The sequence below is a fragment of the Haloarcula sebkhae genome (assembly GCF_014647415.1).
Classification (GTDB): domain Archaea; phylum Halobacteriota; class Halobacteria; order Halobacteriales; family Haloarculaceae; genus Haloarcula; species Haloarcula sebkhae.
In genome coordinates, this window is sequence record NZ_BMPD01000001.1 from 916,133 (window position 1) to 939,327 (window position 23,195).

Here is a 23,195-nt window from a genome sequence, read left to right on the forward strand (position 1 = left end):
GCAGATTATCCTGTACCTCTGGGACAAGCTACCTCTGGGCGGTCTGAAGATCAGGGCTTGGGCGGCGGCCCGTCGTAAGCGTCCATGTCCTGATAGAAGTTCAGCATCGCGAACTTGAGCTTCTCGGGGCCGATGTCGACCATCTCGCGGCGTTCCTCCGGGGGGAAGGTCCCGCGGACGGCGTAGTCATGCATCTCCATCTCGGCGGCCTCCGTGTAGCGCTTGTCGAGTAGGATGCGTGCGCCGAAGTCGTCCGGCGAGCGGACCACGCGGCCGAGGGCCTGTCTCGTTTTCCGTACTGTCGGAATTTCGACGGCGTAGCGCCAGCCCGCGTCGCCCTCACTATCGCCGAAGGCCACGTCGTAGGCGTCCTGCACGGCGTCCATGCGGTCGTCGAGGTGCGGGTAGGGGACGCCCACGACCACGACGGTCCGGGCGTCGTCGCCGTCGTAGCTCACGCCCTCCCCCAGTGTCCCCCACAGCGAGGTGTAGAGAACGCCGTCGTCGCCGTCGGTAAAGGCCTCCCGGAGGTCACGTGCCTGCGTGCCCGGCTTGTCCAGATACCGGGTCGCGCTCACAGCGGTCATGTCGTGGTAGCGCTCGGCCTCGCTGTAGGACGGGCAGAACACGAGCGTGTTCCCGGGCGTGAAGCGGACAATGTCTTCGAGTGTGCGCGCGATGCGCTGCTGGGTCTGTGGGTCATCCCGCTCGCTGGAAAACAGCGCCGGGCCGTCGACGGCGTAGGTCCGGCGTCGGTCCTCGGGGAACTGCGCGCCGTAGGCCATCGTCACGGGGTCCTCGACGCCGACGACGTTCTCGGTCACGTCGAAGGGGCGGAGCGTGGCGCTCATCAGCACCGCCGCGTGCAGGTCCTCGAACAGATCGCGGGTCACCTGTTCGGGGATGCAGGTGTACAACTCCGCGCGGCCGTACACGTCGTCGGTCGATTCGTCCCGGCGGACGCTGACGACGGGGTACTGGCCAGTCTCGTCCGTCTCGTCGAGCCAGTCGGAGATGAAGCCGGCGGCCTGCAGCGTCTGACACTCCTTTCTGGTGTCTAGGTCCCCTTCTTTGAACGCCTCTTGATAGCGGGCGTCGAGGTCCCGCCCGAGGTCCAGTGCGTGGTCCAGTTCCTCGTGGAAGCCGGGGCCGGTGTACCCCTGCAGGAAGGCAAGCGTCAGGTCGTCCTTCCGGTCGTCGTTGGCGATGGTGACGTCGTCCCAGTGCTCGTCGACGGCCGCCCGAGCCCCGAACTCGAAGGAACCCTCGTATGCTTCGACGAGGGCGTCCCGGAACGTCTCGATGACGTTGGCCGCGGCGTCGGTCCGGGCGTCGTCCTCGCCGTCAAGTTCGTCGAGTGCCTGGTCGAGCGTGTTCTCGGTCAGCGTCCGCCGGGCGTGGTCGCGGGCGGCCGACTCGACGTTGTGGGCCTCGTCGAAGACGGCGATAATGTCTTCGGGGTCGCGGCCGATCCAGTGGAAGAACTGCTCGCGGATCGTCGGGTCGAGCAGGTGGTGGTAGTTACACACCACGAGGTCGACGCCGTCCATCCCCTCTTTCAGCAGTTCGTAGCCACACAGCCCCTGCTGGTGAGCGTACTCGTACACGTCGTCGGGCGTCCGAACGTCGTCGAACAGCCAGGAATAGAACTCGCTGGTGTCGACAGTGAGGTTCCGGTAGTAGTGGTCACAGGTCGACCGTTCGGTTTCGATTTCCTCGCGCTCGTCCTGCAGGTCCCGGAGTTCCTCGACGACGGCGTTGCGCGCCTCCATCGCCTCGCTGCTGCCAGCCTGGCCGTCAGAAAGGAGTTCTCCCTCGCGCTGCTCGAGTTCGGCAATATCGCTCTCGACTTCGACCAGATCACGGGTCGTGTCCCGCAGTGCCTGACACTCCTCGTAGTCCACGTCGATGTGACACATCGACCCCTTGCCCCGGAAGACGACCGCTCGCAGGCGTTCCTGATCGGTAATCGCTCTGGCGTCCTCGACGAACTGCCGCATCTGCTGGTGGACGTTCGTCGTGATGACGACGGTCTTGCCCGTCTCGCGGGCGTGTTCCAGCGCGGGGACCAGCGACGCGAGCGTCTTTCCGGTCCCGCAAGCCCCTTCGAACAGCACGTCGCGGCCCTCGTCGAGGGCGTCGTATATCGTTCCCATCGCCTCCTGCTGATGGTCGTACGGCTCCTCGAAGGGGAAAAACCGCATATAGCCGTCGTCCGTCGTTGCCACGTGCCCCGATTGGCCGTTCACCGGCAAAAGGGTTCGCCCCCACAGCTACTTGCCACGAGCGCCCTTCCAGAACTATATGTGGCGCGTCACGCTCGCCGTCGGTATCGCGCTTCTCGCGGGCTGTTCCGGCGTCTTTCCGGCCGGCTCGACGACGGACGGCAGCGACCCGGTGACGCCAGCGCCCGTCCCCACTGACTCGCCGGACGAGACGGTACCGGTTCCGACCAGCGACGGCAGGGTCGACGTGGACCGACTGCTTGAGCGTCATGAGCAGGCGTTGGCGACCCGCAGCTTCCACCGCCATGTCGAACAGGCCGGGCCACAGAACACGCTCGATGTCTGGATCGACCGTCAGCGCGGCGTCCAGCGTGTCCAGCGACGGTTCGGTCCGATATCGGACGATGTGGTCTTCGCTGACGGGACGGTGTACACGAACGTCCGCGACGACCCTGATACGCCATACGCTACCACGCCGGCAACGGAGAACACGTCGCTGGTCGCCTCGCCGGCCGGAGTTGACCTGCTTCGCCAACTCCTGTCGAATACTGCGTATCGAAAGGTAGACTCGGCCAGGTGGCGCGGCCGGCCTGTCGCTGTTCTAGCCGCCACAGATACGGTCGAGACGCCGACGGCCGAGAACGAATCCAGAGTCGGGCGGTCACGGCTGTACGTCGACCGACAGGGGATAATTAGACACGTCGAACACACTGAACAGCGCCCGGAGCGGCCGGATATCGACACGACGATGACGGTAACAACTGACATCGACCGCGTCCCGATTCCGTGGTGGCTCGAAGATAACGACCCCTACAGTTCCGGCTCGACGTAGATCTTCCTGATGTTGCCGTTGGCGTCATGCATCGCCGATTCCAGCGCCGTTATCTCGTCGTCTATCGACTCCGTGTCCAGCGCCGGGTCGAACTGCAGGTCCGCGAAGACGACGACCTCGTTCGGGCCGAAGTAGACCGTCCGGAAGCCGATGATCTCGTCTACGTGTTCGTTCTGCATGACGACATCACAGAGGCGCTGTTCCTCGTCCGCCGGGAGACTCTCCCCCAGCAGGAGGCGCTTGTTCTCCCAGGCAAGCGCCAGGGCGAAGCCCATCAGCATAATCCCGATGAGCAGGGCGGAGATCCGGTCGAAGAAGGGGTTGCCGGTTTGTTGCTCGAGGAACAGCCCAACCAGTGCGATGACGATCCCTGTGAGCGCGATGGTGTCCTCTGTCAGCGCAGTTAGCGTGGTCACGTCGCTGGTCTTGCGGAACGCCTCGCGGTAGCCCGACCAGTCGTTTCGGTCGATCTGTTTTTTTATCTCCGCACGGGCCTTGACGAACGCGTACGTCTCGAAGGCGAACGCGCCGAGAAGGACGGTGTAGTTGACCCACAGCGGGTCAAGCCAGGCCGGGGGCTGGAAGGAAAAAAACAGGAACTCGACCGCCTCACCGGCGTGTCCACCGCCGCCGTGGCCACCGGCCATGAGCTCGTTCCAGCCGTGTTTCGCGCTCTCCCACCCGGCAATCCCGAACAGGAATACGGAGACAAGAAAACTGTAGAAGAACTGTGCCTTCCCGTACCCGAAGGGATGTTGACGGTCCCGCTCCCGCTCGCTGAACCGAATCCCGATAAGCAGAAACACCTGATTTCCGGTGTCTGAGATGCTGTGGTACGTCTCCGACAGCATCGCAGCACTCCCTGTCAGGAGGAAGCCGAAGAACTTCAGGATCGCAATCGCGCCGTTGGCTATCAGTGCGGCGATGACGACTGATTTGCTCCCTGCCATTATTTTTCCGTCACGACCGTGACGCAAAATGCTTCTGGATTTATATCTGGCTCCACTACTGCCGGTATGCTCACTGCTATCTCGGACACGCACGGGACCGACGACCATCGGCTAACAGGTCGGACGCTCGATGCCGTGCGGGAAGCCGACCACGTTCTTCACGCGGGTGATTTCACGACCGAGCGAGTCCTCGATGCCATCGGAGCTGAATGCAACGAACTGACGGGCGTTATTGGGAACAACGACAGACCGGCAGTTCGTGACCGACTCCCGGACGTTGCGACCGTCTCCTGGGAAGGACTCACCATCGTCATCGTTCACGGGCATGAGCACACCGAAACCGCCCTTGGGATGCTGGCTCGACAGGAAGAGGCCGATATCGTGGTCGTCGGCCACTCACACAACCCCACGTTGACCGACTTCGGCGGCTGGACGCTGGTCAACCCGGGGAGCTACGCCGACCCGCGGCGCTACCAGCCGGCCCACGCGGAACTGGACGTGATGGCTGGTGACGTTCGCGTCCGTCTCCGCTCCCCGGACGGGACACCGATTTCGACGGCTATCGTCGAGCGGTAAGACAGTAACACAGTAATTTCCGTCAAAAACCACGTCACAGTGAATCGCCGCGGCTACTGGCGCATATACCACAGCGCCGCCATGCCAGCGATGACAAATGCACCGCCAGCGAAGAACGCTAACCCCGGCGGAATCACAGCGGCGGCGGCTTCGGCACCGCCCTGTGCGGCAGTATCGAGTGCGCCCGCAGTAGCCTCGAAGCCGCCGTCGGTCACAGTCGCGTTCTCGGCGTAGAAACTCGGGTCCCGGGCTCCAGTGTCCGCACTCCCGGTCGACACTGCCGGGCCGCCGAACAGCGACCCAAGCCCGCTCCCGAATATCTGCTGGACCAGCAGGCTGGCAAAGCCGATGATCGCGAGACCGCCGATTATGTTCGCCAGCGCTGCCCGCAGTCCCGACGTCTCCTGTTCGTCACCGGCACAGATAACGAGTGGCTGGTTGGCCGGCGCGAACACGTCCATCTCACGGCCCTTCTCGGAGTACGCCGTGTCGACGACCTCGACCGCACCGGCGTTCTTGAGTTTCTTCAGGTGGTACTGGGCGTTTTGTAGCGACGTATCCACCCGGTCGGCTAGCTCTGACGGCGGTGCTGGCTCCTTGTTTAGCTCTGACAGTAAGTTACGCGCTGTCTCTGCCGAGAGTGCCGACAGCACGTCGTCCGCGTCATCACTGTCGACACCAATAACTCGGGGTTCGGCGTCCGGGGTCGCCGGGTCCCAAGAGGGCAGCAACGACATGACTATCTGTATGTTCTATGGGATTATGAGTCTTTGCCAAAGCACAGTGGTCGTTGTAGCTATCGGTCAAACCCGTATTTTACCCTCCAATATCGTCCAGTAGACGCCCGAAGGCGCGACTCCCGAAAGGACTTTGATGGCGGCTCGACAACCGCCGGTATGGCTGACCTGCTCACGTACGCGCTCCTCGCTGCTGTGCTCCTGTTTTTCTTTTTCATGTATCTGATGCTCCGGCGGACCTTCCAAGGATTCAAAGAAGGGCTCCAGCAGAGCAAGAAGAAGTAGCCGGGAGGGTAACGATTAGGGGCCGTCGGTGGTGCCTATCTGTATGGACCCACGTATCCGGGAACACGCGGAAGTCATTGTTGATCATTCTATCGACCTGAGCGAAGGCGACAACCTCGTTATCGACGCCCACCCGCAGGCTGCGGATCTCGTGACCGCGCTACATGAGTTCGCTGCCGACCGCGGCGCAAATCCGCTTGTCGTGCAGGATCGCCTCGGCGAGCGGTTCCGCCGCGCCTACCTCCGCAACCGGGACGAGTTCGAGACGCCCAGCCACATCGAGGCACTGTACGAGGAGATGGACGCGTACATCGCCATCAAGGGCAGCGACAACGTCACCGAGACCAGCGACGTCGACCCCGAAACGACGGCCGCCTATCAGCAGTCCCAGCAGCCGCTCCTGAACGAACGACTCTCGAAGACCTGGTGTCTCACACAGTACCCTGCGCCCGCGAACGCCCAGCTCGCCCAAATCTCCACGGAGGGGTACGAGAACTTCGTCTGGGACGCCGTCCTCAAAGACTGGGACGCCGTCCGCGAGCACCAGTCGCAGATGGTTGAGATTCTGGACCCCGCGGAGGAGGTCCGCATCGTCTCCGGGGAGACGACGGACGTGACGATGTCTGTCGCTGGTAACGAGACGCTCAACGACTACGGCAAAAAGAACCTCCCCGGTGGCGAGGTGTTCACTGCGCCAGTCCCCGACAGCGTCGAGGGCGAGGTGCTGTTCGACAAGCCGCTGTACCACCAAGGCCGGGAAGTGACTGATGTCTTCCTCCGCTTCGAGGACGGCGAAGTCGTCGAGCACAGCGCCGCCAAGAACGAGGACCTCCTGACGGAAGTCCTGTCGACTGATGACGGTGCGAGCCGACTCGGCGAACTGGGTATCGGGATGAACCGCGATATCGACCAGTTCTCCTACAATATGCTGTTCGATGAAAAGATGGGCGACACCGTTCATATGGCAGTAGGGCGAGCCTACGACGAGACTGTCGGCGAGGACAACGAGCAAAACGAGTCGGCCGTCCACGTCGACATGATCGTCGACATGAGCGAGGACTCGTTCATCGAAGTCGACGGCGAAGTCGTCCAGCGGAACGGGACGTTCGTCTTCGAAGACGGGTTCGAGGACTGAGTACCGACTGCGAACGGAGTGAGTGGTCGGCCTTTTCGCCGACGTTTTTCGAGGACGGGTTCGAAGCGTAACGCCGGACCCACACTGTGTGGCTGGCTCGATTTCTGTCCTCACACCCCGGACAGGAAGCTTATCATGCCGGCCGGGGTAGGTTCAGGTATGAGTGAACAGCGGTCCCTCCTCATTCGGGCGGTGTGGTTCCTGCTCGTCGGCTGGTGGGTGACCGGTATCTGGCTCTCGGTCGCGTGGTTCCTGAACGTCACAATCATCGGCCTCCCGTTCGGCATCAAGATGATAAACAGGGTCCCGCTGGTGCTGACGCTCAAGCGACGTGACCGGCTCGTCACGGAGAGTGACGGCGGCTCGCAGCACTCACTGCTCGTCCGCGCGGTCTGGTTCGTCTTCGTCGGCTGGTGGGCCAGTGGCGTCTGGACCGGCGTCGCGTACGCGCTTTCTCTAACAATCGTCGGCCTGCCGCTGGCGATCTGGATGTACAATAGACTCCCCTTCGTCGTTTCGCTGTACCAGTACTGACGATCAGTCCAGATACGGCTTCTCGATGTCGGTTTCGACGGGAATGAGGGCGTTTATGCGACTGGTGATCCCGTCGAACAACGTGATAAGCGGAGAGAGGACGCGCTCGATGATTCGGACCGGCGATGCGACGGTCAGTGCCCACGCTTGTGCATTGCCGAGGCCGAACGCCTTCGGCACGATCTCGCCGAAAATCAGGATGAGGAAGCTCGTCACGACCGTGGTTGCAACGACCGCCGGCCCCGGAGAGAGATAGCTCGCGACGAGGACGGTGATGATGCTCGAAATCGCGATGTTGACGATGTTGTTGCCGACCAGCAGCGTCACCAGCAGGCGGTGTGGATTGTCGTACAGTTCCTGCAGCACCTGCGCCCGTCGCTCCCCCGTCGCCGCCTGCTGTGCGATCCAGTCTTTCTGTAGCGAAAACACCGCTATCTCCGAACTGGAAAAGAACGCACTCAATCCGAGAAGCACGACCACCGCGAGTCTGCCACCGACTGCTACGATAGGGCCACTCATACCCTGCCTTCAGCGAGACGAAGGAAGAAGGCGGCGACGCGGCCTGTCTGCTTGCGAGCCAACGGATGCGGCGAAGGATACTCGACGCTCCAGCCCATTGTTATCGTATGCCACTTGGCCAGGTGGAACTGGCGTTACGCGTCATCGCCGGCCTGTTCGTCATCGTCGCACCGACGCTGCTGTTTCTGGGGCTGTGGCGCGGCCTCGAAGCGATGCGTGACGACGAACTCATCCAGCAGGCCCACCAGCGCACCGAGATGCGGGAGCAGTCGCCGACCGGCCCCGACTGGCCGGCCGACGCCCTCACCGACGACAGGGTGTCACTGCTGTCTGAAACCAATATGTCGGTCGTGACCTGTGGCACCTGCGGCACGCCGAACATGCAAGACGCCACCTACTGTCAGGAATGTCTCACAGAACTGGAGCAGTCAGTCTAACGTGTCGCTCCCGTCGACCTGGATCGCTATCGTCGGCTCGGAGCGCTCCGCGCTGCAGTCGATGTCTCGCTCGACGGCGTACGTTTTCGGCTCCGTCCGGTTCGGGTCGATCGGTAACTCAGCGGTGACGGCGTAGGACTTCGTCGTCGAAGCGCCGATGGTGTCCTCGTCCCACTCGATATCGGTGTCGACGTACACGCTGTCCTCCGGGTGGTCTGTCGGTCCGACCAGACAGCCTGAAAGCGAGGGGAGGTCTAGCGCTCGCAGGAACGGCGACGGGTTCGACGCGGTAACGGCCCCGATCTCTGCCTCGATGTACGGGTACCTGTCCGGGTTCTCCGGCTCCGGGACCGACACGGTGACCGACTCGTTTGTCTGCACGTCGTATGTCACTCCCCCGCTGAGCGCGTCGGCTCCCACGAGAACGGCGCTCACGATGAGGAGACCGCCGAGGGCGGCTGCCGCCGTTCGCCGCGACGGTGTCGGAATCCCTGCCCGGAGCGCGTAGCCGAGCCCGACGAACAGCCCCGCAGATATGGCGAGCAACAGGAACGTGCCCGTCTCGCCGGGCGAATACCGAACGACGACGTAGCCGACGAACACGACGTAGGTCACGCCGCTGAGAGCGAAGGCGACGACGTCGAGCACGTCCCGTTCGAGGGCCACACCTGCAACGAACAGCACAACAAAGCCAAGCAACAGCAGCGCCGCTTTCACCGTTATCGAGAGGTCGAACACGACATCACGGACGAAATACAGGAGCGCCGCCGCAGCGAACAGGACACCAAGTGCATACAGGAGTTTGCCGCTGTCGATGGCAAGGCGCATGGAGGGTCACCGACATTTCTCTGAGGTGAGACATAAAGCCACGGCCGGACAGTACAGGCCCGCGAATTGTGGCAATCGAGAAGACAAACCGAACTGGGGCGCTAGTCGTCGGCCGTCGCTCGGCCGGCGTCAGCACCGTTCGACAGCGGTGTCCGTTCAACGACTGTCCCGTCGTAGGTCGGGTACTGCTCGACGATTTCGCCCTTCTCCACGTCGCCCTCCTCGACCATCTCTTCGAGCAGCCACCAGGCGAGTTCGACGTGGTCGGATTTGACGGTGTAGTACTCTTCGGGAACGCCGAGGGTTTCGAGTCGGGCCTCGGAGGTCCACGCCTTCCCGTAGACGAGCGTCCCGTCGTCGGTCACGTCGTCGAACGGGCGGCGGATGTTACGAGCCATCCGCTTGAGCCGCGAGCGGTGCTGGGCGGCGTCCTTGAACACGCTCGTACAGAAGTACACCTTCTCGTGGTCGCCCATCGTCTCCAGGATGTCGTGGGAGCCCTCGACTGCGCTCATGTGGTCCTCTTTCAGCTCGAAGCCCTCCTCCTGCATCCGGCGGTAGTTCCCGTCGGACATCTCGAACTCGTTGATGTTACAGAAGTCGGCTGCGCCCTCGTCGAGGAATTCGAGGAACTCCTCCTCGGCGCGGATGCCGGGGATCTCGAAGGCCGGCGTCAGTCCTTCTTCGCGGGCGATGTAGAGGATGTCCTCCCACTCGGTGCCGTGGAGGTCGCCCCACTGCTCCAGCGGCGGGTGGAAGCGGATCTCGTCGAGGCCGGCTTCCGAGAGTCGGCGCATGTTCTCGCGGCCGCCGGGGATTCCGGTGTATAGGTGCGTGTGGTGATCCTCGCCGAACTCGTCTTTCAGCAGTTCCAAATAGTGACAGGTCCGGTCGAGGACTTCCTGGGGTTCGCCACCCGTGATTGAGGTGCCCAGCGCGCTCATGCGCTTGGCTTCCTCGATAACGTCCGAGTCGTCCTCGATGGGACGCTCGTTGGCGTACATCTGGGTGACGTTCTTGCGGTTTTCCCCGAGGGGACAGTAGAAGCAGTCTCGCTGATCGCAGTAGCCGTAGACGAACAGCACCATCTTGCCGCCTTTGGCGCACTGTTCGCAGCCCTCGGAAATCATTGTCTCTAGCCACCGCTCCCAGCGGGAAAAAGCGTGCGCATCTGACCCGGCGTGGGATAGGACGGCATGGGATGGGCCACGCCAGATAGGGACCGCTTTGAATGGGCTGGCGTCCGTTCTATGCGTATGGATGACGAGGACGCCGACCCCGTCGGCGGGCCACTGCCGGAAGCGGAGTCGTTCGACGATAGAGTGCTGGGGGTCAGCGAGTCGCTCATCCGGTACGTCGAGGTCATCGCGGCGCTCGTACTGGTTCTCCTCTTTGCTATCGGTGTCTTCGATCTGACCCTCCAGATATTCCAGAGCGCGCTTCGTGGCGATATCACCGACCCGCTGGTCGTTGTCGGCTTCATCGACACGGCCCTCCTCCTCTTCATCATCGTCGAGGTGTACCAGACCGTGGTCGCGTACACGCAGGAAAGCGAGACGCGTCGCATCGTCCGCCTGGTCATCTACACGGGCGTCATCGCGATGGTCCGGAAGGCCATCATCTTCCGCACCGGCGAGTACAGCTCCGAACAGGCCGCGCTCACCGCTGCCGCAGCCTACACGCTCATCATTCTCGGGCTCGCGGCGCTGCTGCTCGTCGAGCGCCGGACCCGCGGGACGCTGCCGGAATCGGGGTAAACGGTCCCGAAAGAAGTTAAACACAGACGGCGTAGCGCCGGTAGATGCTGCTGGTGCTGTGTATCGACCTCGACGACGACCTCGGCCGCAAGACCGGCATCGACACCCCCGTCATCGGGCGCGATGCCGTCGTAGACGCAGCGGTGGCGCTGGCTTCCAACGACCCGGAGGACTCCGACGTGAACGTCCTGTTCGAGGGCGTCCACATCTACGACGACATCACCGACGAACCGGTCGAAGTCGCCGCCGTCACCGGCGTTGACGGGAGCGATGTCGCTGCCAACCGAGCGGTCGGCGAGGAGGTCGATACCGTTCTCGCATCGCTGGCGGCCAGCGAGGACGTACGGGCGCTCATCGTCACCGACGGCGCACAGGACGAGTCGGTGGTCCCCGTCATCCGCTCTCGGGTCCGCATCGACGGCGTCCGCCGCGTCGTCGTCCGGCAGGCCCAGAACCTCGAATCGATGTACTACACGATCAAGCAGGTGCTCGACGACCCGGAGACCCGCGGGACGATACTAGTTCCGCTGGGTATCCTCCTGCTGATTTACCCGCTGACGATCGCCATCGAAGCACTGGGCTACCCCGGCTCCGCGCTGGGTGTCATCTCCGGCCTGCTCGGCCTCTATATCCTCGCCCGGGGCCTCGGCGCTGAGAAGATACTGGACGAAGCGGTCGAGCGGACGACCTCAGGGCTGTACGCCGGCCGCGTGACGATCATCACCTACGTCGTCGCGGCCGCACTGCTCGTTATCGGCGGCGTTAGCGGTGTCCAGGAACTCGAACGCCGAACGGACCCGGACGCGCTGAAAGTCATCGCGTCGCTGGTCTACGGTGCGATTCAGTGGTTTGCCGCCGCGGGCATTACCTCCAGCCTCGGCCGCGTGACCGACGAGTATCTCGACGGGAGCTTCCGCTGGCGGTATCTCAACGCCCCGTTTTACGTCCTCTCGATCGCCGCTGTCCTGCACGCTGTCAGCGCGTTCTTCATCGGTATCCACGAGTTGGAGTACCTAGCGGTGATGCTCACCGGCGGGACCCTGCTCGGTCTGGTCAGTACGCTGGCCTTCGCCGTCGCGGAGGCCCGCTTCGACCACCCCGAACAGCACAATCAAGGCCCCGGCGGTCCCTCCTCCGAGTGATGTACGTCTCCCGTGCCGTCGAGAGTCTTCGCGCGGACCCTATCGAAGGTGAGCCCGTCGACCTGGTTCTCGAAACGGCCGACGATGCTGCCCCCGAGCGTGTCGCCGCGGCCGCGGAGGCCGCCGGCGCGACCGTCGAGCGCCACCTCCAGTTCGACGATCTGCTGGTCTCGACCACACAGGACGAAATCGACGCCCTCTGTGAACTGGACGGGCTGACGGCGATTCAGACCGGCAACGTGAACGCCATCACGACGGCTGACGATGTCGAGGAAGACCTCGACCGCGATGGTTGAGCGGCGACCGTGTTCCGCACTTCTTTTGTCACCACCGGAAATATACGATAGCGAGGGCACGTAGCTCAGCCCGGATAGAGCGTCGGACTTCTATCTCCGCTGGCGCTGCCATCGGGGGAAGACATCCGACGGTCGTGGGTTCAAATCCCACCGTGCCCGTGACATCCTCAGGCAACGCGAGGTATGCTGAACTGCAGCGCGCGGGAGATTCAATTTGTAAGTGCATCCGTAATTTTGTACCCTGCAAGTCTAGAGAAGTAACTGCGAGACAGTGATTTGTCTCGCTGAAAACGGGAGACAGGAACACCGCCTTCGCATTGGTGTTCCGGGCTTGGATAGCCCCCTGATATCCATGCGTTTTGCTGATAATTGCTGTTCAAGCCGAGCTTGCAGGCTACAATACTGCCTTGAAAACCTACAGTGAAAGCTTGTAACGTTGGATTTGGATTGAACGGTCTGAGTGGTTTATACCATTGTCTTTCATGGAGTGATTCGTATGGATCTAACAAACCTGAAGGAATTGCTTACCGACGATGACGCTGTATCGCCGGTGATCGGCGTCATTCTGATGGTCGCAATCACGGTTATCCTCGCAGCAGTAATCGCATCTTTCGTGCTCGGTCTCGGTGACCAGGCACAGCAGGCAACGCCGCAGGCTAGCTTCTCGTGGGACTACGATGCAGGTACGACTGACGGTGGTGACTGGGGTAAGGAACTCGCGCAAGATAGTAATGATGGACAGGTAACAATTACGCATGATGGCGGTGATACAATCGAAGCAGGCCGGCTATCACTGACTGACGGGGAAGATACCCTGCAATTTGATGGCAATCCGTACGATTCTGACTCTGAGATTACGGCAGGGACGACGACAACCGCAGTAATAGAAAACGACGACGAACTCAGCCTCATCTATACGAATGAGGGTGGCGACAACACCGCAACGCTGTCCAGCTACGACGCGCCTCAAGCGTAACTGAGCGCTTCGGCCTTTTTTATGAAGAAATGATATACCCCTCCAGTAGATATATCTCAACCCACCCACCGGACTGGTCTATTCCATTGCCTCCGAGACCACCCTTGCAGTATTACAGTGAAGGGAACACTACTACCAGTACCGCGTCGGCTTGCATGACCTGTCAGAGGCACGGCAACCCGACTTGGGGGGATGGTACCTGTCTCGTCCCCTTCACACGCATGGGTTCACCGGCAACACGCATGTAATCGCGACATTTTCACACCTAGCTGCTGTTTTGAACATCTGGGTGAATTGCCTGAAATTTCATGGTTTAGATTTGCTGGGGCGGGGCGATAGCGACACCGTTTCGCTGCATAATCAGTTTCAGCCCCGGCTCCGGTATTGCGGTGGGTGGTTGTCTGACTCACGGTGGCCGGCTACGCCTCTACGATGTCGTCTTCCATGGCAGCGACCTCAGTGAGAATCGCTTCGACGTCGTCGTCGGGGACGCCGTTTTCCCGGAGCGCGGCTTCGAGATGGGTCGCGACGTTGGCGAACGCGTCTTCGGTGATTCCCATGCCCTCGTGGGCGGTCTGCATGTCATCGCCGTCGTAGTCGACCGGCCCGCCGGCGACGGCACTGATGAACTGCGCCTGGTGGCTGCGGAGCTGGTCCATGTCGGTCGCTTCGAAGTACGGTTCGAGCACTGGGTCGTCGAGTACTCGGTCGTAGAAGTCCGAGACCACCGCGTCGACCGCGTCGCGACCGCCGATCCGCTCGAAGATGGACTGTGATGCCATTGTTGCGTGACAGGTAAGCGGCCGGCATGACAGTTGTGGAAAAACATATTCGGCACAGAACGCCGCGCTGGCACTCGGACACGATGCTCGGTCAGCGGCACTCTCAAAGCAGGCGAAGCGATTATCGAAACGCTACAGCCGTTTGCGCCGTCGCTGCCGATCGACCAGTACCACCGACAGTATGCCGAGCGTCCCGAGTATGGTCCACTCCCCGTGGCGGTCGGTGACGGGCCGTGCGGTACCGTGCCTGCCCTCGTCGTCGGCGCTAGTCGCTGTGGCCGGGCTGTTATCGACCGACAGTGCGGCGTTTGCGCGCCGGTCGGCCGTATCCGCTGTGCCGCTTCGCCGCAGGTCGCGGTCACTGAGTGTGTCAGTCTGGACTGACGGCGCGGTGCCAGTGACAGCCTGTCGAACGAACACGTCAACGTCGTCCCCGGCGACAGCCGACACCGTCTCGGCGAACAGCCTGAGTGTAATTCGTTCGCCTCGCCGGGTCAGCCTGTCGAGGATCGCTTCGAACGTTTGGTTACCGTCGGTCGCCTGCCGGACACGGGCGTCGATGGCTGCGACGACACGCGTTCCCTTGTGGTATTGCGCGCCTGGCCCGTCCCAGCTATCGGGCTGTGTCAGATCCGCGGTTTCGTGGTACTCGGTCGTAATCCTGTCACGGAACTGGTCTTCACCGATGCCGCCTGCACTGTACGTGAGCGCTGCGGTGTGATAGTCCGCGCTCCCCTCACTGAGCCAGTCCATCGCCGGTGTCGTCTCGAACGTCTGCCGGGTGTGGCGGTACTCGTGGACCCAGACGTTGACCGGGGACCGGACGGGCTCGCCGGCGTTGACGATGACATCCGACGCGCCGTTCGACGGGGTGTACCCGCCCGACGCGAGTTCGTTCGGCGCGACAAACACGCGGATGTGGTCGTGCTCTGTGCCGGCGGTCGAGGCACGCTTCGCGTGGCTGATAGAGTCCAAGACGGCAGTTCGGTTGGGTCGCAGGTCCGAAGCTGTTGGGACGATGAGCGTGATTCGGTCGCCATTGACCGTTCTGGTTTCTGTCTCGTGGGGACCGATGTAGGCGGCCGTACGACCGGCGACACCGCTTTGCCCGGGCGCGAGTGCGAGCGACTCGTTCCACGTGGGCCGCGGCCCGACGTGCCAGCGCCAGCGAGCACGCAGTGACACTTCCTGTCGGGCAAGCAGCGTCCAGTTGTGTGTGTCAGCGGTCCGCTGGCCGAACGTCGTCGAGAGCCCGACCGGCACAGTGTAGGTCAACTGTGCTGTCCTGGCATCACCGCTGAGACGCCAGCGATCGCCATCGGACTGGAGGCCGTCGGCTCGGTGGACTGTCGTCCCCGCCGGCGTCCGTACCGACAATCCGGTGACGTGCCGTGGTCGCTCGATCGTCGCGGTTACCCGGACGTGCCCGGTCTGGTTCTGCTCTCTGTCGAGTGTGTACTGAACAGCAATCGACCTGTCGTGGTCGACACTGCCCTGTGCTGGTGGCCCCGATTCGACACCGAGGGCGACCGGAGACGTACAAACCAGAAGGAGGCAAACCAGTCCTGCCGACATCTGCGTTCTCATAGCTCTGGGTGCTGCCGAATGCTACGCAACAACCAGCGAGTGGCGGTAAAGTGTGTGCCGGTGAAAATCTCAAACGTAATAACAGGCTGTATGCCTCGGAAACGGGGTCGCAAGCGTTTTGCCAGCGGCCACGTTATCCCCTGATATGGCCGATTGTCCGCTCGCAGACGACTGTCCCGAATTCACCGAACGAATTCAGGGGATGGGCTGTACCCACTACGGCAACCGTGGCGGCGCCGAGTGGTGCAATCACTACAACCAGCCGATCTCGGAACTCAAGAGCCAGCCGGTCAAAATGGGCGAGGAAGTCACTGTCGACGTCGAGGACATCCACGAGAGCGGTGCCGGTGTCGGTCGGACCGAGGACGGCTTCATCATCATGGTCGACGGCGTCCTCCCACCGGCCCGCTCGCTGGTCAAGGTGACGAACGTCCACTCGAACCACGCCCGGGCTGAGGAGGTCGAGCGACTGGAGATGGACGAGGATCTCTCTGAGTCCGAGAGCGAAGCGAACGACGGCGACACCGACGAGACGGACGACGATGCTGACGATGACGACCGGCGGCTCGGGAGTCGGGACAACTTCTGGGGCAGCTAGAACAGCCTATAACGGTTGGACAGTTTGCGAGCGGGACTTCTTTGAGCCAGTCGGTCCTTCCTGTGGATATGGACCTCGAACTCGATGGGAACGCAGCGCTGTGTACCGCCGCGACGAGCGGACTCGGACTTGCAAGCGCCGAAGCCCTCGCTGCGGACGGTGCCAACGTAGCGGTCTGTGGCCGGACGCCGGAACACGTCGACGAGGCACGGGACCGGCTCGAATCGATCGGCGACGGCGACGTACTGGCTGTCGAGGCCGACATCACCGACCCGGATCAAATAGAGGCGCTCGTCGAGGAGACCGTCGATAGCTTCGGCGGCCTCGACCACGTCGTCACCAGCGCCGGCGGTCCGGCTCCCGGACCGTTCATGGAGACGACCGAGCGAGAGTGGTACAGCGCCTACGACCTGCTCGTGATGAGCGTCGTCTGGACCACTCGGACCGCCTACCCCTTCCTCCGGGATTCCGAGGCCGGTACGATCGTCAACATTACTTCCCGCTCCGTCCGGGAGGTCATCGACGACCTGGTGCTCTCAAACGCCGTCCGCCGCGCCGTCATCGGCCTGATGAAGACACAGGCTAGCGAGTTCGCGCCGGAAGTCCGCGTCAACGCCGTCCTCCCCGGCGCACACGAGACGCCACGCATCGAGGAACTCGTCGAAGCGGCCGTCGAGCGTGGTGAGTACGACTCCTACGAGGACGGTATCGAATCCTGGGCCGACGCCCCGCTACAGCGTGTCGGCCAGCCGGAGGAACTCGGCGACGTGGTGGCGTTCCTCTCCTCGGCCCGCTCCTCCTACGTCACCGGGACGGCCCTGCCCGTCGACGGCGGGGCGATGCGGAGCTAACGGCCCCGGCCAGCGGTTCGTTCAGAACTGCCCGTCGTCCCGCAACTCTGCGACCACTTCTCGGACCCGCTGGGCCTCGTCTTTTGAGACGACTAGCGTCCGGTCGTCGAACGATGCCACGACGAGGTCTTCGACGCCGACGGCGCTCACGTGGCCGTCGCTCGCCAGCACGTTCCCGTCAGCGTCGATGGTAACCGCGTCGCCCAGCACCGCGTTTCCGTCCTGGCTGTCGAGGACGCGCTCGAAGGCATCCCACGACCCCAGGTCGTCCCAGTCTAGCGCCGCCGGAACGACGAAGGCGTTTTCGGCGTCTTCGAGCACAGCGTAATCGATGCTCACCGGGTCAACAGCGGCAAAGGCGGCGTCGTGGTCTCCGTCGTCGAGACGCTCGACCATGGGTGCAAGCGGTGACGACGCCGCGGCAGACAGGAGAGCAGTCGGCGTCCACGCGAACAGGCCGGCGTTCCAGTAGAACCCGTCCCGGACGTACTCCGTCGCGGTCTCCTGGTCGGGTTTCTCGTGGAACGTCTCGACCGGCGCAAAGCCGTTCTCGGACGGCCCGGGCTTGATGTAGCCGTAGCCGGTTGCCGGCCGGTCCGGTTCGATGCCGACAGTGACGAGCCCCTCCGTTTCCACTGCGACTCGCGCGGCCGTCCGTGCGACCGTCTCGAACGGCCCGGAAATCCGGTGGTCGCTCGGTAGACACAGCAACACACAGTCGCCGACCTGCTCGCGAATGCGGTGGGCCGCGTACGCCAGCGCCGGCCCAGTGTCATTCGGTTCCGGTTCGGTCAACACTGCTGCATTCGGGACGCGCTCCCTGACCCCGTCGGCGAACGAGTCCCGGGTCAGCACGTAGGTCTCGTCGGCGAACCCCACCCGGCTGACAGTCTCGGCGAGTAGTGACTCGTCTTCTCCGAAGGGGAGAAACTGTTTGGGGCGGTCGCTCCGACTCGCCGGATACAGACGCGTGCCAGTGCCTCCGGCCAGAACGAGCGCGACGATTGGTCGATCCATACTCGGGCTTTGCCCAGCCAGTGCTAAAGTGTTGTACTGGCGACCGAGGTATGGGTCAGTCGGACCAACTGCCGTCAGCCACTTACCACGTCTCTATCGTACCGCCTCTGATGTCCTCGACGCAGCCCTGACAGTCCGGGTTCTCCGCGTCGTAACAGACTGGCCGCCGCTGCTCGTCCATCGCCACTGCGCGGTACTCGGCGTGGCGGCGACAGACGATTCGGGCCCGCCCTTCCTCGTCTCTGGGCAGGCCCGCTTCTGCCGACCGCTTGCCGTTCTTGTAGGCCTTCTTCGCGTCGGAGAGTTGCTGCTCGGCCGACCGCAGGGTATCCCGAATGAACCGTGCGAGTCGGTCGTCATCGGCCATACTGACTGTTGTACCCGGCCACAAATCAATCTTCTCGCGTGACTCTCACACCCCGACTTTGGGAGTCCGAAACCCAGAGCCAGTTTCACTTCCACTCCGCTGGGCGAGTATTTATATCCGAAGGGGACCAACTGTCGATTGTCTCCCAACGAAAACCAGGCGGAGACAGTGAAAGCCAATGACTGAGTCAGATTTGCGTACCCACGCGACAGAGATACACGAGCAGTTTTCCGACCAGCTAGAGATAGACGTCGACGACGTCGTCGAACGTCTCGATACGCTGGTGAACGATTATCAGGTCCCCATCAGCGAGGCCCGGCGGAGCGTCGTCAACACGTACCTTGACGAGGCCGGTATGGACCGCGACCAGCTAGGTGGCGGCGACGGCGGCGGCAACGAGCAGGTAAACGTCGCCGACGTCGACGCCCCCGAGGAGTGGGTCGACGTCCGCGCGACGGTCGTCGAACTTTGGGACCCGCGCGCCGACGCCGTGGCCCAGGTCGGCTTGCTGGGCGACGAGACGGGCACGATCAAGTTCACGAAGTGGTCGAAATCCGACCTTCCGTCGCTCGAAGAAGGCAAGTCCTACGCCCTGCGCAACGTCGTCACCGACGAGTATCAGGGTCGCTTCTCCGTGAAGCTCAACCGAACGACCACCATCGAGGAACTCGACGAGGAAATCGAGGTCGGCGATGACAGTGTCGAAGCCGAGGGCGCACTGGTCGACATCCAGTCCGGTTCCGGGCTCATCAAACGCTGTCCGGAGGACGATTGCACGCGCGTCCTCCAGAACGGCCGCTGCAACGAACACGGCGAGGTCGAAGGCGAGTTCGACCTCCGAATCAAGGGCGTCCTCGACGACGGCAAGGAGGTCACCGAGGTCATCTTCGACGAGGACGCGACCGAGGAACTGACCGGTATCACCCTCGAAGAAGCGAAGGAGATGGCGATGGATGCGCTCGATACCACCGTCGTCGCCGACGAGATGCGACAGAAAATCCTCGGCCGGTACTACCGCGTCCAGGGTCCGACGTTCGGTCGTTACTTGCTCGCCGACGAGCAGGAGCGACTGACCGGGGCCGTGGATGCAGACGAGATTCTCATCAAAGCGAGGTCGATCTAAATGGCGAGTACACCCACCCGCGAGGTCGCACGGCGCGTCTTCGCACGCGAGTTCAACGACGCGAGCTACACGTTCAAGGAATCCGACGACGACCGCGCGCCGGTGTACGTCCTCTTGCCGACCGGCCAGCGCGCTAACCGCGTGTTCCTAGTCGGCACCCTCACCGAGACCGAGGACGTCGGTGAGGACAGCGAGTACTGGCAGGGCCGGGTCGTCGACCCCAACGGCGACACGTTCTTCATGTACGCCGGGCAGTACCAGCCCGACGCGGCGTCGATGCTGCGCGAACTGGAACCGCCGGCCTACGTCGCCGTCGTCGGCAAGCCACGCACCTACGAGACCGACGAGGGCGAGGTGAACGTCTCGATCCGCCCCGAGTCCATCTCGGAGGTCGACGAGGCGACCCGGGACCGCTGGGTCGTCGAGACGGCCGAGCGAACGCTCGACCGGGTCAAGCGGTACAAGGAAGCCGACCTGGAGGACCCGGCCACCGACGAGTACATCGCGATGGCCGACGAGGAATACGAACAGCTATCCATCGAGAACTACCGGCAGTCGGTCGTCGGTGCGCTGGAGAGCCTGCAGGACGAGCAGGCCGAAGCCAGCGCCGACTGACTCCGGCGCTGTCCCCGACTTTTTGCTGGTGGTGACGTTTCCGTCGCTACGGCTCCAGTAGCTCGATGCGGTTCCCCTCAGGATCGACAACGAACATGATAGTCGTCCCGCTCTCGGTCGTCTGGGGCCCGCTGAGCGTCTCGACATCGTCGGGCAGTCGTTCGGCGACGGCGTTGAGGTCGTCGACTTCCAGCCCGGGATGGGTCGCCCCCGGCCGATTGAGATTGGGATCGGGCATTGCCTCGCCCTCCGGCTCGTATGTCGCCAGTTCCAGACGCACGTTGCCGGCGTCGAGGTGGACCAGTTCGGCGCTGGCCCCCTCGATGTCGACAGCGGTTCCGAACGCCTCGTCACCGACGGAAAACCGGGTCAATACGTCAAGCCCCAGCACGTCGCGGTAGAACTTGACGGCGCGGTCCAGGTCGCTGACGATGATGCCGAAGTGGTGGCCAGTTGCGTCGATGTCTGTCGCCATCTCTGCCGGAACCGAGGTCGTCCGACTGTTAAATCACAGCGGTTCGACTGCTGCCAGCGACGGCCATCGAGGAACAGGTCCGGTAGCGTCTGACAAACGATTAAATACGTTGCTGCTAAAACAGTATGTAACTATGGGCAACAAAAACAAGACTATCTCCTTTCGCGTCAGCGAGGACAAATTCGAAACCCTCCGCGAAATCGCCGAGGAGCGCGATATCTCGCTGTCCGCAGTCTTTCGTGACTACGTCGACACGCTCGTTTCCCACGACGGTCAGGTGAAGGTCGCGCCGGAACACGAGTTCGAGGACGACGCGACCGAGACCAGCACCGAGAGCTTCCCGCCGAAGGTCGAAGTCCCGAAGAGCTTCGTCCGCGAACACGAACGGCTCGAACTCGAAGCTGAGCACCTCCGCGAACAACTGGAAGAACACAAGCGCTACGTCACCAAGCTCCGCCAGCAACTCGACGAGATGGATCAGGACGAGGTCATTCATCTCGAAGATCTCGACCAGGGCGAAGAGGAAGACGCCTCCTACCGCATCGGCAGTTTCGACGACCTAGAGTAATCGCTGGCGTTTCTGCTGTACGTCTTCGGCCACGTCGTCGCGCCCATCGACGTCGGCCAGGGTTTCGACGGCTTCTAATGTTCTGACGGAGTTATCGAGGAAGGACAGGACGTCGCCCGGATACGCATACAGCATGTAGTCGTCGCTCATCACGTCCACGACGGCGTCGGGCCCCATCCCTTGCTCGCGCAGTTCCAGCAGGTACGAGATGAACTTCCGTTCGGCACAGCCACAGTGGGGGTTGGCCTCACAGTCACAGTCCAGAAAGTCCTCAGCGAAATCGAGGACTCGCTCTCTGGAGGCTTCGTCGAGTTTTGCCAGCCCCTCGCCCTGAAAGAGGATATCCAGCGTCGCGCCCTTGAACGCTCCCTTCGGGAAACTCGTCTCTAGCTGGGAGGCGAGTTGCTGGTGGTTCTTGACGTAGATCTTGTCCGTGATGGCCACGCGTGCTTATCTGTATGCGTCGGCAGTGTAAAAACATCCCGAAGCGGCCGATGGACTGGACAGCATCCGATATACCACCGCTGTCACGCGCTCTCACGACCCATTGGTTTCCAGATTCGTAACGTATTTCTGTTCCAGCGGAATATCTATGGATGCTTCAGCAAGCGTGTCCGGGTTGGGGTAGTGGTATCCTTCAGCCTTGTGGTGGCTGAGACGTGGGTTCAATTCCCGCACCCGGACTGTATAAATTTTCTCACATATTCGCCGGCGAAATTCAGTACATTTAGATTCACTTTCACCCTACTCGGCTCGGATTTATTACCTCCCACGAGCCTGTCTATAATGTGACAGAATATGACTGCCCTACGTGTGGCCGGGCGTTTGACAGTCGCCGCGGTCTCGGGGTACATCACAGTCGCGTCCACGATGAGCGACTCCCAAACAGAGAGTGTGACCGCTGCGGAACTGAATTCTACGCCGAATCTGCCCGTGCCTACTGTTCGGAAGCATGCCACGACGCCGCCGTATCGTACGAGGGAGAAGCGAACCCGAACTTTTCGGATGCGAAAGAACAGACGAACTGCGATATCTGCAATGCGACATTCGAGTACTATCCCTCACAAAAAGACGGCGTGTATTGCCTCGATTGCGTCGAGACTGCGGCGTGGCGCGATCCACCACAGAGAACCGGGGTTGCGCATCACTCCTGGTCCGGTGGCAAACTATCGGTCTCTTGTGACGTTTGCGACGCCCGTATCGAGCGGTATCCGAGCCAGATTCGGGGCGAAGTCGTCCTTTGTAGCCGCAACTGCCACGCCGAGTGGCTCTCGGCGGCGTTCACCGGCGACGGCCATCCGAACTGGCGCGGCGGTGGCGTCGGCGACTACGGACCGGGATGGCGGGCAGTCCGCAAGCAGGCGCTGGAGCGGGACGACCACGCCTGTGTACTCTGTGGCACTGATGCAGACGAACTGGGGCGGAACCCGGACGTACACCACATCGTGCCGGTCCGACTGTTCGCCGCGATGCCAGCCCTTGCTGTCCGGGATGCGCATACGCTGGACAACGTCGTCTCGCTGTGTCCGGGCTGTCACCGTCAGGCAGAGTTCGGTCACGTCTCGCGGGCAGAATTGCGCTGGCGGGCTGGCATCCGGCGGCGGGACACATCTGCTGTCGGTGGTGTGACGGTGTAGTCGGACCGGAATTTACACAACAAGTCCCGCCGCCAGTATGCGTATGTCACCGACTGTCGACGAACTGCGGAACGAGATTCGCGAGGCTGTCGGCCGGTACGAACGCCCGGTCTCGACTGCTTTTACCAAGGAAGCGCTGGCGGCGATCTGCGAGGCCGTCGGATACGACATCGACACGGATCGGCTGCCGTCAAAACCGCAGATGCGGGCGGGGATCCTCTGGAAAATTGGAGAACGGGAGGACGACGACCCGGCGGACGCGGAGCAGCCCTTCCGGAAGGGGGAACTCGAAGCGGTTGCCGCGGCGCTGGCTGAGAAGTAACGCAGGGCTTCGCTGGTACTGGCT

General features: G+C 62.5%; 29 protein-coding genes and 2 tRNA genes. 19 read left to right on the forward strand and 12 right to left on the reverse strand.

The window, feature by feature from the left end; translation table 11 throughout:
• Positions 1-50: 50 nt before the first annotated feature.
• Positions 51-2,228, reverse strand: coding sequence for an ATP-dependent DNA helicase (locus tag IEY38_RS04755; RefSeq protein ID WP_188975756.1), 2,178 nt, complete (start codon positions 2,226-2,228; stop codon positions 51-53).
• A gap of 76 nt (positions 2,229-2,304) precedes the next feature.
• On the opposite strand from IEY38_RS04755, the gene IEY38_RS04760 reads away from it, so the two are divergent.
• Positions 2,305-3,057, forward strand: a complete 753-nt coding sequence (locus IEY38_RS04760; RefSeq protein WP_188975759.1) for a hypothetical protein — start codon at positions 2,305-2,307, stop codon at positions 3,055-3,057.
• On the opposite strand, the gene IEY38_RS04765 is transcribed toward IEY38_RS04760, so the two are convergent.
• Positions 3,036-4,007 (reverse strand): cation diffusion facilitator family transporter, encoded by a 972-nt coding sequence (locus tag IEY38_RS04765; RefSeq protein WP_188975761.1) that lies wholly within the window; start codon positions 4,005-4,007, stop codon positions 3,036-3,038. The genes IEY38_RS04760 and IEY38_RS04765 overlap by 22 nt on opposite strands.
• A 66-nt stretch (positions 4,008-4,073) precedes the next feature.
• On the opposite strand from IEY38_RS04765, the gene IEY38_RS04770 reads away from it, so the two are divergent.
• Complete coding sequence (locus tag IEY38_RS04770) at positions 4,074-4,583, forward strand: metallophosphoesterase (RefSeq protein ID WP_188975763.1); 510 nt, start codon at positions 4,074-4,076, stop codon at positions 4,581-4,583.
• Positions 4,584-4,636: 53 nt separating this feature from the next.
• Here the strand turns inward: IEY38_RS04770 and IEY38_RS04775 are convergent, their stop codons facing one another.
• Complete coding sequence (locus tag IEY38_RS04775; RefSeq protein WP_188975765.1) at positions 4,637-5,320, reverse strand: ArsR/SmtB family transcription factor; 684 nt, start codon at positions 5,318-5,320, stop codon at positions 4,637-4,639.
• Between the two features lie 159 nt (positions 5,321-5,479).
• Here IEY38_RS04775 and IEY38_RS21620 point away from each other — a divergent pair, with 159 nt between their 5' ends.
• The 3 genes from IEY38_RS21620 (at position 5,480) to IEY38_RS04785 (ending at position 7,274) form a co-directional block, all read left to right on the forward strand.
• On the forward strand, positions 5,480-5,605 hold the full coding sequence (locus IEY38_RS21620) for a DUF7859 family protein (protein ID WP_004590316.1): 126 nt from the start codon (positions 5,480-5,482) through the stop codon (positions 5,603-5,605).
• A 43-nt stretch (positions 5,606-5,648) separates the two neighbouring features.
• A complete protein-coding gene (locus tag IEY38_RS04780; protein WP_188975767.1) occupies positions 5,649-6,740 on the forward strand; it encodes an aminopeptidase in 1,092 nt (363 codons plus the stop codon).
• Positions 6,741-6,899: 159 nt separating this feature from the next.
• Complete coding sequence (locus IEY38_RS04785; RefSeq protein WP_188975769.1) at positions 6,900-7,274, forward strand: YccF domain-containing protein; 375 nt, start codon at positions 6,900-6,902, stop codon at positions 7,272-7,274.
• A gap of 3 nt (positions 7,275-7,277) precedes the next feature.
• On the opposite strand, the gene IEY38_RS04790 is transcribed toward IEY38_RS04785, so the two are convergent.
• Positions 7,278-7,793, reverse strand: coding sequence for a CNNM domain-containing protein (locus IEY38_RS04790; RefSeq protein ID WP_188975771.1), 516 nt, complete (start codon positions 7,791-7,793; stop codon positions 7,278-7,280).
• Positions 7,794-7,900: 107 nt separating this feature from the next.
• Between IEY38_RS04790 and IEY38_RS04795 the strand changes: the two genes are divergently transcribed.
• A complete protein-coding gene (locus IEY38_RS04795; protein ID WP_188975772.1) occupies positions 7,901-8,230 on the forward strand; it encodes a DUF7577 domain-containing protein in 330 nt (109 codons plus the stop codon).
• Here the strand turns inward: IEY38_RS04795 and IEY38_RS04800 are convergent.
• Both IEY38_RS04800 and IEY38_RS04805 read right to left on the reverse strand, forming a co-directional pair.
• On the reverse strand, positions 8,222-9,058 hold the full coding sequence (locus IEY38_RS04800; protein ID WP_188975775.1) for a DUF1109 domain-containing protein: 837 nt from the start codon (positions 9,056-9,058) through the stop codon (positions 8,222-8,224). The genes IEY38_RS04795 and IEY38_RS04800 overlap by 9 nt on opposite strands.
• A 101-nt stretch (positions 9,059-9,159) precedes the next feature.
• Positions 9,160-10,188: a radical SAM protein gene (locus tag IEY38_RS04805; protein WP_005536768.1), complete on the reverse strand. Its 1,029-nt coding sequence runs from the start codon at positions 10,186-10,188 to the stop codon at positions 9,160-9,162.
• 126 nt (positions 10,189-10,314) lie between these two features.
• Here IEY38_RS04805 and IEY38_RS04810 point away from each other — a divergent pair, with 126 nt between their 5' ends.
• From IEY38_RS04810 to IEY38_RS04830, 5 genes are all read left to right on the forward strand, one after another.
• Positions 10,315-10,815 (forward strand): phosphate-starvation-inducible PsiE family protein, encoded by a 501-nt coding sequence (locus tag IEY38_RS04810; protein WP_151102706.1) that lies wholly within the window; start codon positions 10,315-10,317, stop codon positions 10,813-10,815.
• 44 nt (positions 10,816-10,859) lie between these two features.
• The gene (locus tag IEY38_RS04815) at positions 10,860-11,957 is read left to right on the forward strand and encodes a DUF373 family protein (RefSeq protein ID WP_188975777.1); all 1,098 of its coding nucleotides are present in this window, start codon (positions 10,860-10,862) and stop codon (positions 11,955-11,957) included.
• Positions 11,957-12,253: a hypothetical protein gene (locus IEY38_RS04820; RefSeq protein WP_188975779.1), complete on the forward strand. Its 297-nt coding sequence runs from the start codon at positions 11,957-11,959 to the stop codon at positions 12,251-12,253. Before IEY38_RS04815 ends, IEY38_RS04820 begins: the two co-directional genes overlap by 1 nt.
• 54 nt (positions 12,254-12,307) lie before the next feature.
• Positions 12,308-12,412: transfer RNA gene (locus IEY38_RS04825), tRNA-Arg, on the forward strand.
• 337 nt (positions 12,413-12,749) lie between these two features.
• On the forward strand, positions 12,750-13,229 hold the full coding sequence (locus IEY38_RS04830) for a type IV pilin (RefSeq protein ID WP_188975781.1): 480 nt from the start codon (positions 12,750-12,752) through the stop codon (positions 13,227-13,229).
• Between the two features lie 419 nt (positions 13,230-13,648).
• On the opposite strand, the gene IEY38_RS04835 is transcribed toward IEY38_RS04830, so the two are convergent.
• On the reverse strand, positions 13,649-14,011 hold the full coding sequence (locus tag IEY38_RS04835) for a group I truncated hemoglobin (protein ID WP_005536762.1): 363 nt from the start codon (positions 14,009-14,011) through the stop codon (positions 13,649-13,651).
• A gap of 132 nt (positions 14,012-14,143) precedes the next feature.
• Entirely contained in the window at positions 14,144-15,598 is a 1,455-nt protein-coding gene (locus tag IEY38_RS04840) for a M61 metallopeptidase family protein (protein ID WP_188975783.1), read from the reverse strand.
• A 145-nt stretch (positions 15,599-15,743) separates the two neighbouring features.
• On the opposite strand from IEY38_RS04840, the gene IEY38_RS04845 reads away from it, so the two are divergent.
• Together IEY38_RS04845 and IEY38_RS04850 are read left to right on the forward strand one after the other, a co-directional pair.
• Positions 15,744-16,196, forward strand: a complete 453-nt coding sequence (locus IEY38_RS04845) for a TRAM domain-containing protein (protein WP_005536760.1) — start codon at positions 15,744-15,746, stop codon at positions 16,194-16,196.
• 68 nt (positions 16,197-16,264) lie between these two features.
• The gene (locus IEY38_RS04850) at positions 16,265-17,047 is read left to right on the forward strand and encodes an SDR family oxidoreductase (protein WP_188975785.1); all 783 of its coding nucleotides are present in this window, start codon (positions 16,265-16,267) and stop codon (positions 17,045-17,047) included.
• Positions 17,048-17,068: 21 nt separating this feature from the next.
• Here the strand turns inward: IEY38_RS04850 and IEY38_RS04855 are convergent, their stop codons facing one another.
• The gene (locus IEY38_RS04855) at positions 17,069-18,064 is read right to left on the reverse strand and encodes a mannose-1-phosphate guanylyltransferase (RefSeq protein WP_188975787.1); all 996 of its coding nucleotides are present in this window, start codon (positions 18,062-18,064) and stop codon (positions 17,069-17,071) included.
• Positions 18,065-18,146: 82 nt separating this feature from the next.
• Positions 18,147-18,431, reverse strand: coding sequence for a DUF7091 family protein (locus IEY38_RS04860; RefSeq protein ID WP_188975789.1), 285 nt, complete (start codon positions 18,429-18,431; stop codon positions 18,147-18,149).
• Positions 18,432-18,609: 178 nt separating this feature from the next.
• Here IEY38_RS04860 and IEY38_RS04865 point away from each other — a divergent pair, with 178 nt between their 5' ends.
• Together IEY38_RS04865 and IEY38_RS04870 are read left to right on the forward strand one after the other, a co-directional pair.
• Positions 18,610-19,554: a replication factor A gene (locus tag IEY38_RS04865; RefSeq protein WP_188975791.1), complete on the forward strand. Its 945-nt coding sequence runs from the start codon at positions 18,610-18,612 to the stop codon at positions 19,552-19,554.
• Positions 19,555-20,169, forward strand: coding sequence for an RPA family protein (locus IEY38_RS04870; RefSeq protein ID WP_004590293.1), 615 nt, complete (start codon positions 19,555-19,557; stop codon positions 20,167-20,169).
• Between the two features lie 46 nt (positions 20,170-20,215).
• Here the strand turns inward: IEY38_RS04870 and IEY38_RS04875 are convergent, their stop codons facing one another.
• Positions 20,216-20,644, reverse strand: a complete 429-nt coding sequence (locus tag IEY38_RS04875) for a VOC family protein (protein WP_188975793.1) — start codon at positions 20,642-20,644, stop codon at positions 20,216-20,218.
• A 133-nt stretch (positions 20,645-20,777) separates the two neighbouring features.
• Here IEY38_RS04875 and IEY38_RS04880 point away from each other — a divergent pair, with 133 nt between their 5' ends.
• Positions 20,778-21,212 carry a CopG family transcriptional regulator gene (locus tag IEY38_RS04880; RefSeq protein ID WP_004515935.1) on the forward strand — a complete coding sequence of 145 codons (435 nt, stop codon included), beginning with the start codon at positions 20,778-20,780 and terminating at the stop codon, positions 21,210-21,212.
• Here the strand turns inward: IEY38_RS04880 and IEY38_RS04885 are convergent.
• Entirely contained in the window at positions 21,204-21,656 is a 453-nt protein-coding gene (locus IEY38_RS04885; RefSeq protein ID WP_005536751.1) for a DUF5814 domain-containing protein, read from the reverse strand. The two genes, IEY38_RS04880 and IEY38_RS04885, sit on opposite strands and share 9 nt — an antisense overlap.
• A 169-nt stretch (positions 21,657-21,825) precedes the next feature.
• On the opposite strand from IEY38_RS04885, the gene IEY38_RS04890 reads away from it, so the two are divergent.
• From IEY38_RS04890 to IEY38_RS04900, 3 genes are all read left to right on the forward strand, one after another.
• Positions 21,826-21,896 (forward strand) — tRNA-His (locus IEY38_RS04890).
• A gap of 104 nt (positions 21,897-22,000) precedes the next feature.
• Positions 22,001-22,849 carry an HNH endonuclease gene (locus IEY38_RS04895; RefSeq protein ID WP_188975795.1) on the forward strand — a complete coding sequence of 283 codons (849 nt, stop codon included), beginning with the start codon at positions 22,001-22,003 and terminating at the stop codon, positions 22,847-22,849.
• A 43-nt stretch (positions 22,850-22,892) separates the two neighbouring features.
• The gene (locus IEY38_RS04900) at positions 22,893-23,171 is read left to right on the forward strand and encodes a hypothetical protein (RefSeq protein ID WP_005536747.1); all 279 of its coding nucleotides are present in this window, start codon (positions 22,893-22,895) and stop codon (positions 23,169-23,171) included.
• Positions 23,172-23,195: the final 24 nt, after the last annotated feature.

Excerpts from the sequence above, each read along its gene's own strand:
- IEY38_RS04870 (WP_004590293.1), top strand. The coding sequence starts at position 19,555 with ATGGCGAGTACACCCACCCGCGAGGTCGCACGGCGCGTCTTCGCACGC.
- IEY38_RS04760 (WP_188975759.1), top strand. The coding sequence starts at position 2,305 with ATGTGGCGCGTCACGCTCGCCGTCGGTATCGCGCTTCTCGCGGGCTGT.
- IEY38_RS04765 (WP_188975761.1), bottom strand. The coding sequence starts at position 4,007 with ATGGCAGGGAGCAAATCAGTCGTCATCGCCGCACTGATAGCCAACGGC.
- IEY38_RS04880 (WP_004515935.1), top strand. The coding sequence starts at position 20,778 with ATGGGCAACAAAAACAAGACTATCTCCTTTCGCGTCAGCGAGGACAAA.
- IEY38_RS04830 (WP_188975781.1), top strand. The coding sequence starts at position 12,750 with ATGGATCTAACAAACCTGAAGGAATTGCTTACCGACGATGACGCTGTA.
- IEY38_RS04900 (WP_005536747.1), top strand. The coding sequence starts at position 22,893 with ATGTCACCGACTGTCGACGAACTGCGGAACGAGATTCGCGAGGCTGTC.
- IEY38_RS04795 (WP_188975772.1), top strand. The coding sequence starts at position 7,901 with ATGCCACTTGGCCAGGTGGAACTGGCGTTACGCGTCATCGCCGGCCTG.
- IEY38_RS04875 (WP_188975793.1), bottom strand. The coding sequence starts at position 20,644 with ATGGCGACAGACATCGACGCAACTGGCCACCACTTCGGCATCATCGTC.
- IEY38_RS04805 (WP_005536768.1), bottom strand. The coding sequence starts at position 10,188 with ATGATTTCCGAGGGCTGCGAACAGTGCGCCAAAGGCGGCAAGATGGTG.
- IEY38_RS04810 (WP_151102706.1), top strand. The coding sequence starts at position 10,315 with ATGGATGACGAGGACGCCGACCCCGTCGGCGGGCCACTGCCGGAAGCG.
- IEY38_RS04800 (WP_188975775.1), bottom strand. The coding sequence starts at position 9,058 with ATGCGCCTTGCCATCGACAGCGGCAAACTCCTGTATGCACTTGGTGTC.
- IEY38_RS04835 (WP_005536762.1), bottom strand. The coding sequence starts at position 14,011 with ATGGCATCACAGTCCATCTTCGAGCGGATCGGCGGTCGCGACGCGGTC.
- IEY38_RS04775 (WP_188975765.1), bottom strand. The coding sequence starts at position 5,320 with ATGTCGTTGCTGCCCTCTTGGGACCCGGCGACCCCGGACGCCGAACCC.
- IEY38_RS04850 (WP_188975785.1), top strand. The coding sequence starts at position 16,265 with ATGGACCTCGAACTCGATGGGAACGCAGCGCTGTGTACCGCCGCGACG.
- IEY38_RS04780 (WP_188975767.1), top strand. The coding sequence starts at position 5,649 with ATGGACCCACGTATCCGGGAACACGCGGAAGTCATTGTTGATCATTCT.
- IEY38_RS04785 (WP_188975769.1), top strand. The coding sequence starts at position 6,900 with ATGAGTGAACAGCGGTCCCTCCTCATTCGGGCGGTGTGGTTCCTGCTC.
- IEY38_RS04820 (WP_188975779.1), top strand. The coding sequence starts at position 11,957 with ATGTACGTCTCCCGTGCCGTCGAGAGTCTTCGCGCGGACCCTATCGAA.
- IEY38_RS04815 (WP_188975777.1), top strand. The coding sequence starts at position 10,860 with ATGCTGCTGGTGCTGTGTATCGACCTCGACGACGACCTCGGCCGCAAG.
- IEY38_RS21620 (WP_004590316.1), top strand. The coding sequence starts at position 5,480 with ATGGCTGACCTGCTCACGTACGCGCTCCTCGCTGCTGTGCTCCTGTTT.
- IEY38_RS04790 (WP_188975771.1), bottom strand. The coding sequence starts at position 7,793 with ATGAGTGGCCCTATCGTAGCAGTCGGTGGCAGACTCGCGGTGGTCGTG.
- IEY38_RS04855 (WP_188975787.1), bottom strand. The coding sequence starts at position 18,064 with ATGGATCGACCAATCGTCGCGCTCGTTCTGGCCGGAGGCACTGGCACG.
- IEY38_RS04860 (WP_188975789.1), bottom strand. The coding sequence starts at position 18,431 with ATGGCCGATGACGACCGACTCGCACGGTTCATTCGGGATACCCTGCGG.
- IEY38_RS04865 (WP_188975791.1), top strand. The coding sequence starts at position 18,610 with ATGACTGAGTCAGATTTGCGTACCCACGCGACAGAGATACACGAGCAG.
- IEY38_RS04770 (WP_188975763.1), top strand. The coding sequence starts at position 4,074 with ATGCTCACTGCTATCTCGGACACGCACGGGACCGACGACCATCGGCTA.
- IEY38_RS04845 (WP_005536760.1), top strand. The coding sequence starts at position 15,744 with ATGGCCGATTGTCCGCTCGCAGACGACTGTCCCGAATTCACCGAACGA.
- IEY38_RS04840 (WP_188975783.1), bottom strand. The coding sequence starts at position 15,598 with ATGAGAACGCAGATGTCGGCAGGACTGGTTTGCCTCCTTCTGGTTTGT.